This window comes from Actinomadura luzonensis (genome assembly GCF_022664455.2).
Lineage (GTDB): Bacteria > Actinomycetota > Actinomycetes > Streptosporangiales > Streptosporangiaceae > Nonomuraea > Nonomuraea luzonensis.
This window is the reverse complement of record NZ_JAKRKC020000001.1, coordinates 4,839,025-4,854,105: the sequence shown is the minus strand read 5'-3', so window position 1 is coordinate 4,854,105 and position 15,081 is coordinate 4,839,025. Positions and strand designations below refer to the sequence as shown.

The 15,081-nt window shown below is 72.9% G+C and carries 12 protein-coding genes; 8 read left to right on the top strand and 4 right to left on the bottom strand.

What is annotated here, in order from left to right:
• The gene (locus tag MF672_RS23105) at positions 1-1,551 is read right to left on the bottom strand and encodes an ABC transporter substrate-binding protein (RefSeq protein WP_242371458.1); all 1,551 of its coding nucleotides are present in this window, start codon (positions 1,549-1,551) and stop codon (positions 1-3) included.
• Positions 1,552-1,648: 97 nt separating this feature from the next.
• On the opposite strand from MF672_RS23105, the gene MF672_RS23100 reads away from it, so the two are divergent.
• The 4 genes from MF672_RS23100 to MF672_RS23085 all read left to right on the top strand — a co-directional run bounded on the left by MF672_RS23100 (position 1,649) and on the right by MF672_RS23085 (position 5,852).
• Positions 1,649-2,530, top strand: a complete 882-nt coding sequence (locus MF672_RS23100) for a MurR/RpiR family transcriptional regulator (protein WP_242371459.1) — start codon at positions 1,649-1,651, stop codon at positions 2,528-2,530.
• A 65-nt stretch (positions 2,531-2,595) separates the two neighbouring features.
• Positions 2,596-3,489 (top strand): sulfotransferase family protein, encoded by an 894-nt coding sequence (locus tag MF672_RS23095; RefSeq protein ID WP_242371461.1) that lies wholly within the window; start codon positions 2,596-2,598, stop codon positions 3,487-3,489.
• A gap of 97 nt (positions 3,490-3,586) precedes the next feature.
• Positions 3,587-5,230, top strand: coding sequence for an arylsulfatase (locus MF672_RS23090; protein ID WP_242371463.1), 1,644 nt, complete (start codon positions 3,587-3,589; stop codon positions 5,228-5,230).
• 103 nt (positions 5,231-5,333) lie between these two features.
• Positions 5,334-5,852, top strand: coding sequence for a peptidoglycan recognition protein family protein (locus MF672_RS23085; RefSeq protein ID WP_242371464.1), 519 nt, complete (start codon positions 5,334-5,336; stop codon positions 5,850-5,852).
• Between the two features lie 34 nt (positions 5,853-5,886).
• On the opposite strand, the gene MF672_RS23080 is transcribed toward MF672_RS23085, so the two are convergent.
• The 3 genes from MF672_RS23080 to MF672_RS23070 form a co-directional block, all read right to left on the bottom strand.
• Positions 5,887-6,423, bottom strand: a complete 537-nt coding sequence (locus MF672_RS23080; RefSeq protein WP_242371466.1) for an NUDIX hydrolase family protein — start codon at positions 6,421-6,423, stop codon at positions 5,887-5,889.
• A gap of 219 nt (positions 6,424-6,642) precedes the next feature.
• Positions 6,643-8,055, bottom strand: coding sequence for a rhamnulokinase (locus MF672_RS23075; RefSeq protein WP_242371467.1), 1,413 nt, complete (start codon positions 8,053-8,055; stop codon positions 6,643-6,645).
• Positions 8,052-9,053 carry a LacI family DNA-binding transcriptional regulator gene (locus MF672_RS23070; protein WP_242371469.1) on the bottom strand — a complete coding sequence of 334 codons (1,002 nt, stop codon included), beginning with the start codon at positions 9,051-9,053 and terminating at the stop codon, positions 8,052-8,054. Before MF672_RS23070 ends, MF672_RS23075 begins: the two co-directional genes overlap by 4 nt.
• A 311-nt stretch (positions 9,054-9,364) precedes the next feature.
• Between MF672_RS23070 and MF672_RS23065 the strand changes: the two genes are divergently transcribed.
• The 4 genes from MF672_RS23065 (at position 9,365) to MF672_RS23050 (ending at position 14,942) form a co-directional block, all read left to right on the top strand.
• Complete coding sequence (locus tag MF672_RS23065) at positions 9,365-11,296, top strand: beta-galactosidase (protein ID WP_242371471.1); 1,932 nt, start codon at positions 9,365-9,367, stop codon at positions 11,294-11,296.
• A gap of 121 nt (positions 11,297-11,417) precedes the next feature.
• Positions 11,418-11,735 carry an L-rhamnose mutarotase gene (locus MF672_RS23060; protein WP_242371510.1) on the top strand — a complete coding sequence of 106 codons (318 nt, stop codon included), beginning with the start codon at positions 11,418-11,420 and terminating at the stop codon, positions 11,733-11,735.
• A gap of 10 nt (positions 11,736-11,745) precedes the next feature.
• Positions 11,746-12,897 carry an L-rhamnose isomerase gene (gene rhaI / locus MF672_RS23055; protein ID WP_242371472.1) on the top strand — a complete coding sequence of 384 codons (1,152 nt, stop codon included), beginning with the start codon at positions 11,746-11,748 and terminating at the stop codon, positions 12,895-12,897.
• A gap of 5 nt (positions 12,898-12,902) precedes the next feature.
• Positions 12,903-14,942, top strand: a complete 2,040-nt coding sequence (locus MF672_RS23050; RefSeq protein WP_242371474.1) for a bifunctional aldolase/short-chain dehydrogenase — start codon at positions 12,903-12,905, stop codon at positions 14,940-14,942.
• The last annotated feature ends 139 nt before the right edge of the window (positions 14,943-15,081 follow it).

Sequence of the window (15,081 nt, the reverse complement as noted above, 5' to 3'; positions counted from 1 at the left end):
TCAGGAGACGGACGTGGCGCGCAGCGACTGCAGCGAGCCGTTGGCCATCGGCGTGAAGCCCTGCACGCCCGCCGTCGTCGCGGTGTAGGTGTAGCCGGCGAACAGCCAGATCCAGGCCGCGTTGTTCTCCAGCTCGGCGGCCACCTGGTCGTAGATCGCCTTGCGGGCGGCCTGGTCGGTGGTGGCCTTGCCCTCGGCGAACAGCTTGTCCAGCGTGGGGGAGCTGTAGCCGGCGACCTTGTTGAGGTTGCCGTCGCTGGTGAAGTAGCGGCCGTAGGAGCCGTCGGGGTCGGGACGGCCGCCGTTGAGCGCGACCGCCGCGTCGAAGTCGGCCGCCACCCAGCGGTCCACGAACGCGCCGGACTCCAGCACCTCCAGCTCCAGGTTGATCTTGGCCTCGGCGAGCTGGGCCTTGAGGTTCTGGGCCTCGTTGACGGAGGTGGCGTACTCGCCCTGCGAGACGATGGCCTTGACCGTCACCCCGCCGGCCTTGCCCGCCTTGCCCAGGTACTCGGCGGCCTTGGCCAGGTCGCGGGCCGGGCAGGGGCGCTTGCCCGGGTCCGACTTGAAGGCGGGCGCGGTGATCGGACCGGTCACCTCGCCCTCGCCGAGCGCGGCGGTGTCGAGCACCTGCTTGCGGTCGATGGCGCACTGCATCGCCAGCCGCACGTTGACGTCCTTCAGCTCGCCGCGGCGCGCGTTGAGCTGGAGCACGTGGTAGTTGAGCTGCGGCGTCTTGGCGACGGTGATCGTGCCGCCGCCCGCCGCGGTCTGCGCCACCAGCGGGTCGTTGAAGACCGCGAGCTGCACGTTGCCCGACTGCATGGCCGAGACGATGGACGACTCGTCGGGGATCACCCGGAACTCGACCGTCGGCGCCTTCGGCTTCTCCGCGCCCCAGTACTTGTCGTTCCTGGTCAGGGTGAGGGACTGGCTCGGCACCCGCTTGCCCAGCGTGAACGGGCCGGTGCCGTTGGGGGTGCCGTTCAGCTTCTCCTCGGTGTCGTCGGAGGAGAGCATCGCCATGTTGACCGTGGCCAGGTTGGCGGGCAGCGCGGCGTCGGGGCCGGACAGCTTCAGCACCACCGTCCCCGCGTCGGGGGCCTCGACCGACTTCACCGACGCCAGCGAGGTCCGCGCCACGGCGGCGGTGGCCTCGTCCATGATCTTGTCGAGGGAGGACTTCACGTCCTTGGAGTCGAACGCGCTGCCGTCGGCGAACATGACGCCCTGGCGCAGCTTCAGCGTCAGCGTCCTGCCGTCGTCGGAGGCCCGCCACGACTCGGCGAGCCCGGGCACGACGTTGAGGTCCTTGTCGAACTCGGTGAGCGTGCCGTACAGGTTCTGCAGCACGTTGACGGCCTGGAACTGGGTGGCCTTCCAGGGGAAGAGGGTGTCGGGGTCGGAGGTGACGCCGACCACCAGCCCCTTGCCGCCGCCCGCGCCGGTCGCGCCGGCGCTGGGGGCGGGCCCGGAGGAGGACGAGCAGCTGGTGAGGGCTAGGGACAGCGTCGCGGCGAGGGCGGCCGCGGAGAGCGTGCCACGGGGCATGTGGCCTCCTCAGGGCAGTGATCGTAAAATCAGGTCATAAAATTACGCAGACCCTACCACCAGGGTATTTTCTTTTCCTGACCGGGGATGGTTGACGATGGCCGAGGACGCCGGGACCCTGCTGATCCGCATCCGCGCGGCCATGCCCGCGCTGCGGCCGTCCGAGCGGCGCATCGCCGAGGCGTTCGCCGCCGACCCCGCCGGCGCGGCCAACCTGTCCATCGCCGACCTGGCCGCCCGCTGCGCCACCTCCACCACCTCGGTCGTGCGCTTCTACCGGCGCATGGGCTACGCCCACTACAAGGACTTCACCATCGACCTGACCCGGGCCCACGCCAGGGAGGAGCTGGCCACCTCCGGCATGCCCGAGGCGGCCGGCGACATCGACCGGCACGACAGCCTGGCCGGCATCGTCTCCAAGGTCGCCATGAACGAGACGCTGTCCATCGCCGACACCGCCCGCTCCCTCGACATGGACGCCCTGGCCCGCGCCGTCGCGCTGCTCGGGGCCGCGCGCCGCATCGACACCTTCGGCGTCGGCGCCAGCGCGCTGGTCGGCCTCGACCTGCAGCAGAAGCTCGTCCGCATCGGCCGCACCGCGATCAACTGGCACGACGCCCACTCGGCGTGGACCTCGGCGGCCACCCTGGACGGCACCTGCGCCGCCGTGGCGGTCTCGCACAGCGGCTCCACCGTCGACACCGTCGAGTTCCTGGCCATCGCCCGCAAGTCGGGCGCCGCCACCGTCGCGATCACGAACTTCCTGGACTCCCCGCTGGCCCGGGCCGCCGACGTGACGCTCACCACGGCCGCCAGGGAGACCAAGTTCCGCTCCGGCGCGCTCGGCAGCCGCATCGCCCAGCTCATGGTGGTCGACTGCCTGTTCACCGGCGTCGCCCAGGCCAGCTACGACGAGTCGATGCAGGCGCTGCGCGACACGTACGCGGTGGTGCACGCCCGGGTGGTCAAAAGGGGCTGATCCGGCGCCAGGTTCACAGGCCGGATTCACCTGGGGTTCACGGGCCGTCTCTACCTTGTGAGCCCATGAGCTGGAAGTACCGGGCCAACGCGACGCTAGAGGGCCTGACCGGATACACCCTGACCCGACGGCTGCGGAAGGAGCCGCCGAAGCCGCCGCCACCGCCGAAGGTGCCGCTGGAGCTGCAACGCCTGCCCGGCGACGCGGTACGGCCTCCGGTGGACCCGGCGCACGACCGGCTGCTGCGCGAGCCCGTCTTCCTGCTGTCGTCCGTGCGCTCGGGCTCGACGCTGCTGCGCGTGATGCTGAACAGCCACTCCCAGGTGCACTCGCCGATCGAGACGCACTTCCGGCGCATCACGGTCGGCCTCGGCACCGACCCGGTCCGCCAGGCCATGGAGCTGCTCGGCCACACCCACAGCGACCTGGAGCACCTCGTCTGGGACCGGGTGCTGCACCGCGAGCTGGCCCGCAGCGGCAAGCCGGTGCTGGTGGAGAAGACGCCGAGCAACGTGTTCGTCTGGAGGCGGCTGGCCGCCTGCTGGCCGGACGCCCGCTTCGTCTTCCTGCTGCGCCACCCGATGTCGATCGTGCAGTCCTGGCACGAGGCGGACCCGGTCAAGCGGCCGATGAGCGAGGCGGTGCCGCGCACGCTCAGCTACATGACGTACCTGGAGGAGGCGCGCACCCACCTGGAGGGGCTGACCGTGCGCTACGAGTCGCTGGTCGCCGACCCCGAGGCCGAGCTGCGCAGGCTGTGCCGGCACCTGGGCGTCGAGTGGGAGCCGGGCATGCTCCACTACGGCGGCAAGGACCACGGCGGCTTCGTCAAGGGCATCGGCGACTGGCGCGACAAGATCCGCTCCGGGACCGTCGTCGCCGGGCGCCCGCTGCCCACGCCCGGCGAGGTGCCGCCGGAGCTGCACGACATCTGCCGGAAGTGGGATTACCTGCGCTGAGGTGACGGCTCGCCGCACGGTGACGGTTGCGAGTCTGTGACGAAGTTCGCCCCCTGTTTGCCCTCCATAGGCCTCGGGCTCCGATATGTTGCCGTTCGTGATCAACGGGCCCTCCCGCCGTGCTCTCCTCGCCGGAACCCTCGCCGGAACCTTCACCGGCCTCGCCGCGCCCGCCGCGCTGTCCTCGCCCGCCGAGGCCGGCACCGGCCTGCCGTTCCGTCCCAACATCGTCGTCATCCTCGCCGACGACCTGGGGTGGGGCGAGCTCGGCAGCTACGGCCAGCGCCTGATCAGGACGCCGAACCTGGACCGGATGGCGGCCGAGGGCGTGCGGTTCACCGACGCGTACTCGGGGGCGCCGCTGTGCGCCCCCGCCCGCTGCGCGATGCTCACCGGGCTGCACGCCGGGCACGGCACCGTCCGCGAGAACCCCGAGGGCGGCCCCCAGCACGCGCTCACCGCCGCCGACCTCACCTTCGGCGAGCTGCTGCAGCTCTCGGGCTACCGCACCGCCTGCTTCGGCAAGTGGGGCTTCGGCCCCGAGCAGGCCGGGCAGCCCTCGCACCCGAACGAGCGCGGCTTCGAGGAGTTCTTCGGCTACATCGGCCACCGGCACGCCCACCAGTACTTCCCGAAGTACCTGTGGCACAACGGCGAGAAGGTGCGGCTCGACGGCCGGCAGTACGCGCCCGACCTGTTCCGCGAGCGGGCCGTCGCCTTCATCAGGGAGCAGCGCGACCGCGACCGGCCGTACCTGCTGTACTACCCGACGAACCTGCCGCACTCGCCGAGCGAGGTGCCCGGCACCGCCGGCGTCTACGAGCGCGAGCCCTGGACCAGGGCCAACCGGCGGCACGCGGCCCAGGTCTCCCGCCTCGACGCCGACGTCGCCACGCTGCTGCGCACGCTGCGCGAGACGGGGCAGGCCGAGCACACGCTGGTGCTGTTCACCAGCGACAACGGCCCCCACCGGGAGAAGGGCGTGACGCCCTGGCTGTTCGACTCCAACGGCCCCTGGCGGGCCGACAAGCGCGACGTGTACGAGGGCGGCATCCGCGTCCCGCTGATCGCCTGGTCGCCGCGGCTGCGCCCGCGCGTGGTGCGCCGGCCCGTGGCCGGCTGGGACCTGCTGCCCACGCTGGCCGACCTGGCCGGGGTGCCGGTCCCCGCCAACCTCGACGGCGTCTCCTACCGCGGCCTGCTCAGCGGCGCGGGCGCGCCCAGGCACGAGTTCCTGATCTGGAACCGGCCGCGCAAGGCCCAGGCCATCCGCCGCGGCCGGTGGAAGGCCGTGCGCTTCGAGCCGCACATCTCCGGCGCCGGGCCCGAGGGGCGGGTCGAGCTGTACGACCTGTCCACCGACCGCGGCGAGGCGCACGACCTGGCCGCCGAGCGGCCCGAGCTGGCCGAGGAGCTGATGGCCACGCTCGACTCCGCCATCGGGCCCGACCCGCGCCTGCCGTACGGGCTGCGCAGCGAGGTCGCCGGCGACGAGGTCGTGGTGACCCTGGAGAACGGCTCGGCCGTGCCCTGGGACGACGTCGTGCTGGGCCTGGACGGCGCCCGTCAGGCCCGCGCGAGCAAGGTGCGCCGGGTCGAGCCGGGCATGGCGATCTCGGTCGGCTTCCCGCTGCCCGCCGCCGGCCGCGAGCGCCTGGTGGCCCGCGCCGCGTTCCGGGCGCTCGGCCGCACGCAGCTCTTCCGCCGCGCGCACGGCAGGAGCGCCCTGGCCGCCCGTTGACCCGCCGCGTTAGCTGTACGTCACCATAGTGACAGGTTGTGACAGGTCAACTACGGAAAGTTGACACTGTACGGGTTGACGACAGCAGACCAGGAGGGAACCCATGGAGCTCATCACCCGGGGGGAGTGGCACGCGAAGAAGCCCACCGCGGCCTACACCCGCCTGTCCTCCACCAGAGGCGTGAAGATCCACTACACGGGCGGCAAGGTGCCCGCCGACCTGCCCGAGCCGGGGAACCACGACCGCTGCCTCGACCTCGTACGCGACATCCAGCGCATGCACATGGCGGGCGGGCGGGGCGAGCGCTACATCGACATCGGCTACAACATGGTGTGCTGCCCCCACCGCCACCTGTTCGTCGGCCGGGGGCCGCACCACCTGCCCGCCGCCAACGGCGCCGGCCTCAACTCCGAGCACTACGCGGTGCTCGCGCTGCTCGGCGACTCCGGCTTCACCGAGCCCAACGACGACCTGCTCAACGCGCTGGTCGACGCCATCGAATACCTCCGCGAGCACGGCGACGCCGGCGACGAGGTCAAGGGCCACCGCGACGGCTACGAGACCTCCTGCCCCGGCGACCCGCTCTACCGCTGGGTGCGCGAGGGCGCCGCCCGCCCGTGAGCCGGCGCCCGGCACCGCCCGGCCGCGACGCCCCTCAGCCGAGCCGGCCGACGTGCGCGAGGGCCTGCTTGAGCAGCACTCCCTGGCCGCCGGTCATCTCCTGCTGCACCGCCGCCGAGGCCGCCTCCTCGGGCGTGAACCACACCAGGTCGAGGGCGTCCTGACGGGGCCGGCAGTCGCCCGCGACCGGCACGATGTAGGCCAGCGACACGGCGTGCTGCCGAGGGTCGTGGTAGGGCGTGACCCCCGGCGTCGGGAAGTACTCGGCCACGGTGAACGGCTGCGGCGAGACCGGGATCTGCGGCAGCGCCACCGGCCCGAGGTCCTTCTCCAGGTGGCGCAGCAGCGCGTCGCGCACCCGCTCGTGGTGCAGCACCCGCCCCGAGACGAGCGCCCTGCTGACCGTCCCGTCCGACGCGATGCGCAGCAGCAGGCCGACGTGGGTGACCACGCCGCTCTCGTTCACCCGCACCGGGACGGCGTCGACGTAGAGGATCGGCATCCGGCCGCGTACCGACTCCAGCTCTTCCGGTGACAGCCAGGCGGGCGTCGTTTCGGTCTTTTCGGTCATTGCTTGATCGTACGGCCTCGGCTCCTAGCGCCGGACCTTGACCGGCGGCTGAAGGGTGCGCCCCGCCAGCCACGACGCCGTGCACACGGCCAGCACGATGCCGAGGAACGGCAGGTACTCGACGACCTTCTTGCTCATGCCCGATCACGCTCCGCTCGCCGGAGCCCCCGATGGCTCCGCCCTCGACTCCTGCCCGGGCCTCCTGAGCCGGAAACCAGGTCAGAACACCCGGGCGGCGGCCTCGTCCCAGGCGCGGGGGTCGCCCGCGGGCTCGTAGCGGCGCAGCGGCTCGGCCGCGGCCACCAGCGCCCGCATCTCGGCCGGCCCGGACACCAGCCCGGCCGCGCGCGCCTGCACCAGCACGTTGCCGAACGTGGTGGCCTCCGCCGGGCCGGCCACCACCGGCAGCCCGCAGGCGTCGGCGGTCCACTGGCACAGCAGCTCGTTGCGCGAGCCGCCGCCCACCAGGTGGACGACCTCGACCTCGTGCCCCGACAGCTCCATCGCCTGCCGCACCGCCCGCCGGTGGCCGAGCGCCAGGCTCTCCAGCACGCACCGCACGTAGCCGGCCTCGCCCTCCGGCGGGGCCTGGCCGGTGCGGCGGCACTCGGCGGCGATCCTGGCCGGCATGTCGCCCGGCGGCAGGAACACCGGCTCGTCCGGGTTGACCACGGCGGCGAACGGCCGCTCGCCGGCCGCGGCCTTCAGCAGGTCGCCGAGGTCGGCGCCGGGCCAGCCGCGCAGGCACTCCTGCAGCAGCCACAGGCCCATGACGTTGCGCAGGTAGCGGACGGTGCCGTCGACGCCGGCCTCGTTGGTGAAGTTCGCGGCCCGGCTCTCGGGCGTCAGCACCGGCTCCGGCAGCTCCACCCCGGCGAGCGACCAGGTGCCGCACGAGACGTAGGCGAAGGCGGGGCCGCTCGCGGGCACGGCGGCCACGGCCGAGGCCGTGTCGTGCGAGCCCACCGCCCGCACCGGGGCCGACCAGCCGAGCTCGGCCGCCACGTCGGGGCGCAGCGCGCCGATCGCCTCGCCCGGCTGCCGCAGCGGCGGGAACAGCCGCGCGGGCAGGCCCAGCCGCTCGATCAGCGGCGCCGCCCACGTCCTGGTGCGCACGTCGAGCAGGCCCGTGGTGGAGGCGTTGGTGACCTCCGCGCCGATCTCGCCGGTCAGCCAGTAGCCGAGCAGGTCGGGGATGAGCAGCATGGTGGCCGCGCCGTCGAGCCGGTCGGCGAGGAGCTGGTAGACGGTGTTGAACGGCAGCACCTGCAGGCCGTTGGTCTCGTACAGGGTCTCCGCGCCGAGCCGCGCGGCCACCCGCTCGGCCACGCCCGCCGTGCGCTCGTCGCGGTAGTGCACGGGGTTGCCGAGCAGCGTGCCGCGCTCGTCGAGCAGCCCGTAGTCGACCGCCCAGGAGTCGACGCCGACGGAGGCGACCGGCCCGGCCTCGCGCAGTCCGGCCAGGATCTCCCGGTACAGGCCGAGGATGTCCCAGTGCAGGCGGCCGGCCACCCGGACCGGGCCGTTGGGGAAGCGGCGGGCCTCGGTCAGCGTGATGCCGTCCGACAGGTCGGCCAGCATCACCCGGCCGCTGGAGGCCCCGAGGTCCACGGCGGCGAAACGGCGGGTCATTGCGTCGACTCCCTCGCGACCAGCTCCGGCTGGAACATGATGTGCTGATGGGCGTGCGTGTCGGGGTTGTCGCACTCGTCCAGGAGCAGCTCGGTGGCGATGCGCCCGAGCTGGTACGTCGGCTGCCGCATCGAGCTCAGCGACACCGTCGAGGCGGCGGCGAAGTCGATGTCGTCGTAGCCGATCAGCGCGACGTCCTCGGGCACCCGCACGCCGGCCCGCAGCAGCGCCCGCAGCACGCCGAGCGCGAGCAGGTCGTTGGCGCAGAAGACGGCCTCGGGCAGCGGCCCGGCCAGCAGCTCGGCGGCGGCCTTCTCGCCCGCGCGGGCGGTCATCGTGACCGCCTCCACCACGCGCAGCCCGGCCGGGTCGAGCCCGGCGCCGCGCAGCGCCTCCTTGGCGCCCTCGCGGCGCTCCACGCACTGGCGGATGGTCAGCGGGCCGGTGATGCAGGCGATCTCGCGCGCGCCCCCGGCCAGCAGGTGCGCCACGGCGGCCCGGCCGCCCGCCACGTCGTCCACGGCCACCGCGCACTGGTCGGGCCGGTGCGCGGGATGGTCGACGAGCACCACGCTGATGCCGTGCTCGCGCAGCCGGTCCAGCCGGGCCGGGTCCTCGCCGGAGGGGGTGATGAGCACGCCGCGCACCCGGTGCTCGGAGAGCACCCGCAGGTTGCGGTCCTCCTTGTCGGGCGAGCCCGCCGAGTTGCCGAGGATCACGGCGTAGCCCAGCTCGCTGGCGACGTCCTCGACGCCGGCGGCGACCTCGGTGAAGAACGGGTTGCCGATGTCGATCACGCTGAGCCCGATCGTCCTGCTGTGGCCGGCGCGCAGGGTCGAGGCCGAGCCGTGCCGGACGAACCCCAGCTCGCTGATGGCCGCCTCGACGCGCTCCCGGGTGGCGGGGGCGACTTTGCCGGGGCGGTTCAGTACGTTGGAGACCGTGCCGGGGGAGACGCCGGCGTGCGCGGCGACGTCCTTGATGCTGACCATGGCCATGGAGCCCAATTAAAACGTACTAACGCAGGGGACGCCAGTCAGCGCCCCGCCTCCGGCCAGCTCCGGGCCTGATCTTCCGACGTCGGAGGTAAAACGTTCTACTCGCCGGCCGGGCCCGCCGGGCATTGAATCGTTATTGCTCGCGGCGGCCGTTCCAGGCCCGCCCGGCTCCGTGACAGGTCACTGGCTTGATCCCTTTTCCCGCGCTTCGGCCTGCGGTGATGCGTTCACGGGCGGCTCGGAGTCTTGTGCCATGCCGTCCAGGAACGTTTTAATCCCCCGAGACCAAGGACGGAAGGAAAGGCAGGCACATGCCGGATGTCATCGCCTACGGCGGCGACTGGAACCCCGAGCAGTGGCCCGAGGAGACGTGGCGGCAGGACGTCGCGCTCATGCGCGAGGCCGGCGTCAACCGGGTCAGCGTCGGGATCTTCTCCTGGTCCGCGCTGGAGCCCGCCGAGGGGGTCTACGAGTTCGGCTGGCTCGACCGCGCGCTCGACCTGCTGGCCGCCGCCGGCATCCGCGCCAACCTGGCCACCCCCACCGCCTCGCCGCCCCCGTGGTTCGCCGCCGCCTACCCCGAGGCGCTGCCCGTGGACGCCGACGGCCGCCGCCTGCACCACGGCAGCAGGCAGGCGTTCTGCCCCAGCTCCCCGATCTACCGCGACCGCGCGCTGCGCATCGCCGAGCGGGTCGCCACCCGCTACGCCGAGCACCCGGCGCTCGCCCTGTGGCACGTGCACAACGAGTACGGCTGCCACAACGCCCGCTGCTGGTGCGACGCCTCGGCGGCGGCCTTCCGCGCCTGGCTGCGCCTCCGTCACGGCTCGCTCGACGAGCTGAACGACGCCTGGGGCACCGCCTTCTGGTCCCAGCGGTACGGCGACTGGGAGGAGATCCTGCCGCCCCGGGCCACCCCCAGCTTCACCAACCCGGGCCAGCAGCTCGACTTCCGCCGCTTCAGCTCCGACGCCCTGGTCGAGCTCTACACCGCCGAGCGCGACCTGCTCAGGTCCGTCGCCCCCGGCGTGCCCGTCACCACCAACCTCATGGCCGGCGCCCACTGGGACATGGACTGCTGGGCCTTCGCCGCCGAGCTGGACGTGGTCTCCACCGACCACTACCTCGTCGGCGCCCGCCAGGAGCCGCACATCGACCTGGCCTTCGCCGCCGACTACGCCCGCTCGCTGAACGGCGGCCGGCCCTGGCTGCTGATGGAGCACTCCACCAGCGCCGTCAACTGGCAGCCGCGCAACCTCGCCAAGGCGCCCGGCGAGCTGCGCCGCAACTCCCTGCAGCACCTGGCGAGGGGCGCGGACGGCATCATGTTCTTCCAGTGGCGCCAGTCCCGGGCCGGCGCGGAGAAGTGGCACTCGGCGATGCTGCCGCACGCCGGCCCGGACACCAAGATCTTCCGCGAGGTCACGGCCCTCGGCGCGGAGCTGGCCGGGCTCGGCGAGGTGGCCGGCAGCCGGGTGCGCGCCGACGTCGCGATCCTGCTCGACCACGCCAGCGTCTGGGCGCAGGACCACCCCGCCCAGCCGAGCGCCGAGCTGGACCCGGTCGAGGAGGCCAAGCGCTGGCACGCCGCCCTGTGGCGGGCCGGCGTCACCTGCGACCTGGCCCACCCGGAGGGCGACCTGAGCGGCTACCGGCTGGTGCTGGTCCCCATGGTGTACCTGGTGAGCGATGCGGGGGCGGCCGGGCTGGCGGAGTTCACCCGCCGGGGCGGGGTGACGCTGGTGGGGCCGTACAGCGGGATCGTGGACGAGCACGACCGGGTCCGCCTCGGCGGCTACCCCGGCGCCTGGCGCGACCTGCTGGGCGTGCGGGTGGAGGAGTTCTTCCCGCTGGAGCGGCCGATCGCGCTGGAGTCGGGCGGGCGCGGCACCGTGTGGAGCGAACTGGCGCACGCCGCCGGGGCCGAGGTGCTGGACGCGTACGCGACGGGCGGGCCCGCCTGGACCCGCAACGAGCACGGCGCGGGCGCGGCCCACTACCTGACCACCCGCCTCGACGACGCCGGCCTGGCCCGCGTCCTCGCGGCGGTCTGCGCCGAGGCCGGCGTGCGCCCGGCCGCCGAGGCCCCGCCCGGGGTGGAGGTGGTCCGCCGGGCGCACCCGGGCGGCCGCTCGTTCCTGTTCGCCGTCAACCACACCGGCGCGGACGCGGTCGTCACCACGGCGGGCGGCGTCCGGGCGACGGTGGCGGCGGGCGACGTGCTCATCCTGCGCGAGGATTAAAACGGTTCACCGCCGCCGGGCGATCACCGGGCCGGATCGGGGGCGGGGATCGCATTGACAGCGAGCACCAGGAATCATAGTTTCCTGCACGAAGGATTAAAACGTTTTGAAGGGGGTGCCAGTGCAACGGGTCTGCTTCCTGCTGAAAGTCCGGCCTGACCGGCTGGCGGAGTACCGCGAACGCCACCGGGACGTCTGGCCGGAGATGCGAGAGGCGCTGTCACGCACCGGCTGGCACAACTACTCGCTCTTCCTGCGCGACGACGGCCTGCTCGTCGGCTACCTGGAGACCGACGACTTCGAGGCGGCCAGGAAGGCGATGGCCGGGACCGACGTCAACGCCCGCTGGCAGGCCGAGATGGCGCCGTTCTTCGAGGACCTCGACGGCCGTCCCGACGAGGGCATGACGCCGCTGACCGAAGTGTTCCACCTGGATTGATCGGGGAGCTATGACTGACATCAAGGCCGCGCTGCGCGCGCAGCGCATCGAGACGCCGTCCTGGGCGTACGGCAACAGCGGCACGCGCTTCAAGGTCTTCGCCCAGCAGGGCGTGCCGCGCGATCCGTACGAGAAGCTGGCCGACGCCGCGCAGGTGCACGCCTACACCGGCATCGCCCCGACGGTCGCCCTGCACATCCCGTGGGACAAGGTCGACGACTACGCCGACCTGGCGCGCCACGCCCGCGAGCTGGGCGTCGCCATCGGCGCCATCAACTCCAACGTCTTCCAGGACGACGACTACAAGCTCGGCAGCGTCACCAACCCGGACCCCCGGGTGCGCCGCAAGGCCACCGACCACCTGCTCGAGTGCGTCGACATCATGGACGCCACCGGCAGCGACACGCTCAAGCTGTGGTTCTCCGACGGCATCAACTACCCCGGCCAGGACGACCTCCGCGCCCGCCAGGACCGCCTGGCCGAGTCGCTGGCCGAGGTCTACGCCCGCCTCGGCGAGGGCCAGCGCTTCCTGCTGGAGTACAAGCTGTTCGAGCCCGCCTTCTACGCCACCGACGTGCCCGACTGGGGCACCGCCTACGCGCACTGCGTCAAGCTCGGCCCGAAGGCGCAGGTCGTGGTGGACACCGGGCACCACGCGCCGGGCACCAACATCGAGTTCATCGTCGCCTTCCTGCTGCGCGAGGGCAAGCTCGGCGGGTTCGACTTCAACTCCCGCTTCTACGCCGACGACGACCTCATGGTCGGCGCCGCCGACCCGTTCCAGCTCTTCCGCATCATGTACGAGGTCATCGGGGGCGGCGGCCTGACCGACGAGGTCGCGTTCATGCTCGACCAGTGCCACAACATCGAGCCCAAGATCCCGGGCCAGATCCGCTCGGTCATGAACGTTCAGGAGGCCACCGCCAAGGCCCTGCTCGTGGACCGCGCCGCGCTGAGCGCCGCGCAGGCCGCGGGCGACGTGCTCGGCGCCAACGCCGTCCTCATGGACGCCTACAACACCGACGTGCGGCCGCTGCTCGCCGAGCTGCGCGCGGAGATGGGCCTCGCGCCCGACCCGATGGCCGCCTACGCCACGTCCGGATACTTCGAGAAGATCGCCGCCGAGCGCGTCGGCGGCGAGCAGGCCGGCTGGGGGGCCTGAACACGATGGACATCGTCAACGAACTGCTGGAACGCTCGCACCGGCTCGGCGCCGACCCGCGCAACACCAACTTCGCGGGCGGCAACACCTCCGCCAAGGGCAGCGCGCCCGACCCGGTCACCGGCGAGGACGTCGAGCTGCTGTGGGTCAAGGGCTCCGGCGGCGATCTCGGCACGCTCAAGGAGTCCGGTCTCGCGGTGCTGCGCCTGGACCGGCTGCGCGCGCTCAAGGGTGTCTACCCGGGCGTCGAGCGCGAGGACGAGATGGTCGCCGCGTTCGACTACTGCCTGCACGGCAAGGGCGGCGCCGCGCCGTCCATCGACACCGCCATGCACGGCCTGGTCGAGGCCGGCCACGTCGACCACCTGCACCCGGACGCGGGCATCGCCCTGGCCACCGCCGCCGACGGCGAGGAGCTGACCCGGCGCGTCTTCGGCGACCGGGTGGTGTGGGTGCCCTGGCGGCGGCCCGGCTTCCAGCTCGGCCTGGACATCGCCGCGATCAGGGCGGCCAACCCGCAGGCCATCGGGTGCGTCCTGGGCGGCCACGGCATCACCGCGTGGGGGGAGACCTCCGAGGAGTGCGAGAGCCGGTCCCTGGAGATCATCCGCACCGCGGAGGCGTACCTGGCCGAGCACGGCCGCCCCGACCCGTTCGGGCCCGTCGTGTACGACACGCTGCCCGAGCGGGAGCGGCACGCCCGCGCCGCCGCGCTGTTCCCGCTGATCCGCGGCCTGGCCGCGACCGACGTGCGGGTGGTCGGCCACTACACCGACACCCCCGAGGTGCTGGACTTCGTCTCCCGCGCCGAGCACCCGCGCCTGGCCGCGCTCGGCACCTCCTGCCCTGACCACTTCCTGCGCACCAAGGTCGCGCCGCTGGTGCTCGACCTGCCGCCGGACGCGCCCCTGGAGCGGGCGGCCGAGCGGCTGCGCGAGCTGCACGCCGCCTACCGCGCCGACTACACCGCCTACTACGAGCGGCACGCCGCCCCCGACTCGCCGCCCATGCGCGGCGCGGACCCGGCGATCGTGCTGGTGCCGGGCGTCGGCATGTTCTCCTTCGGCAAGGACAAGCAGACCGCCCGGGTGGCCGGCGAGTTCTACGTCAACGCCATCAACGTGATGCGCGGCGCCGAGTCCGTCTCCTCCTACGCCCCCATCCCCGAGTCGGAGAAGTTCCGCATCGAGTACTGGGAGCTGGAGGAGGCCAAGCTCCGCCGCATGCCCAGGCCGAAGCCCCTCGCGACGCGGGTGGCGCTGGTCACCGGCGGCGGCTCGGGCATCGGCGCGGCCACCGCCCGGCGGCTGGCCGCCGAGGGCGCCTGCGTCGTCGTCGCCGACCGCGACCTCGGCGCGGCCGAGAAGGTGGCCGCCGAGATCGGCGCGAACGCCTACCGCGTCTCCGACGTCGCGGTGGCCGTCGGCGTGGACGTCACCTCCGAGGAGCAGGTGGCCGCCGCCGTGCGGGCCGCCGTGCTCGCCTTCGGCGGCGTCGACCTGGTGGTCAACAACGCCGGCCTGTCGCTGTCGCGCTCGCTGCTGGAGACCACCCTCGCCGACTGGGACCTGCAGCACGACGTCATGGCGCGCGGCTCGTTCCTGGTCTCCAGGGAGACCGCCAAGGTCATGATCGAGCAGGGGATCGGCGGCGACATCGTCTACATCTCCTCCAAGAACGCCGTCTTCGCCGGCCCGAACAACGTCGCCTACGGCGCCGCCAAGGCCGACCAGGCCCACCAGGTGCGCCTGCTCGCGGCCGAGCTGGGCGCGCACGGCATCCGGGTCAACGGCGTCAACCCCGACGGCGTGGTCCGCGGCTCCGGCATCTTCGCCTCCGGCTGGGGCGCCAACCGGGCCAAGGTGTACGGCGTGGAGGAGGAGAAGCTCGGCGAGTTCTACGCCCAGCGCACCCTGCTCAAGCGCGAGGTGCTGCCCGAGCACGTGGCCGCCGCCGTCCTCGTGCTGACGGCGGGCGACCTCGGCCACACCACGGGCCTGCACGTGCCGGTCGACGCGGGGGTGGCCGCGGCCTTCCTGCGCTGAACCCCTGAGGGTCCCCTGCCGCCGGCCGGTAGGGGACCCCTACCCGGGACCCCAGAAGATGGCGTCATTTCCCGTTCATTCTGGATTCACCCGGTGTTCGTGTGCGAGACATGGAGCGAACCCGGCGGGCGCCGACCCG

Excerpts from the sequence above, each read along its gene's own strand:
- MF672_RS23085 (WP_242371464.1), top strand. The coding sequence starts at position 5,334 with ATGGAGCTCATCACCCGGGGGGAGTGGCACGCGAAGAAGCCCACCGCG.
- MF672_RS23105 (WP_242371458.1), bottom strand. The coding sequence starts at position 1,551 with ATGCCCCGTGGCACGCTCTCCGCGGCCGCCCTCGCCGCGACGCTGTCC.
- MF672_RS23050 (WP_242371474.1), top strand. The coding sequence starts at position 12,903 with ATGGACATCGTCAACGAACTGCTGGAACGCTCGCACCGGCTCGGCGCC.
- rhaI (WP_242371472.1), top strand. The coding sequence starts at position 11,746 with ATGACTGACATCAAGGCCGCGCTGCGCGCGCAGCGCATCGAGACGCCG.
- MF672_RS23095 (WP_242371461.1), top strand. The coding sequence starts at position 2,596 with ATGAGCTGGAAGTACCGGGCCAACGCGACGCTAGAGGGCCTGACCGGA.
- MF672_RS23065 (WP_242371471.1), top strand. The coding sequence starts at position 9,365 with ATGCCGGATGTCATCGCCTACGGCGGCGACTGGAACCCCGAGCAGTGG.
- MF672_RS23075 (WP_242371467.1), bottom strand. The coding sequence starts at position 8,055 with ATGACCCGCCGTTTCGCCGCCGTGGACCTCGGGGCCTCCAGCGGCCGG.
- MF672_RS23100 (WP_242371459.1), top strand. The coding sequence starts at position 1,649 with ATGGCCGAGGACGCCGGGACCCTGCTGATCCGCATCCGCGCGGCCATG.
- MF672_RS23070 (WP_242371469.1), bottom strand. The coding sequence starts at position 9,053 with ATGGCCATGGTCAGCATCAAGGACGTCGCCGCGCACGCCGGCGTCTCC.
- MF672_RS23080 (WP_242371466.1), bottom strand. The coding sequence starts at position 6,423 with ATGACCGAAAAGACCGAAACGACGCCCGCCTGGCTGTCACCGGAAGAG.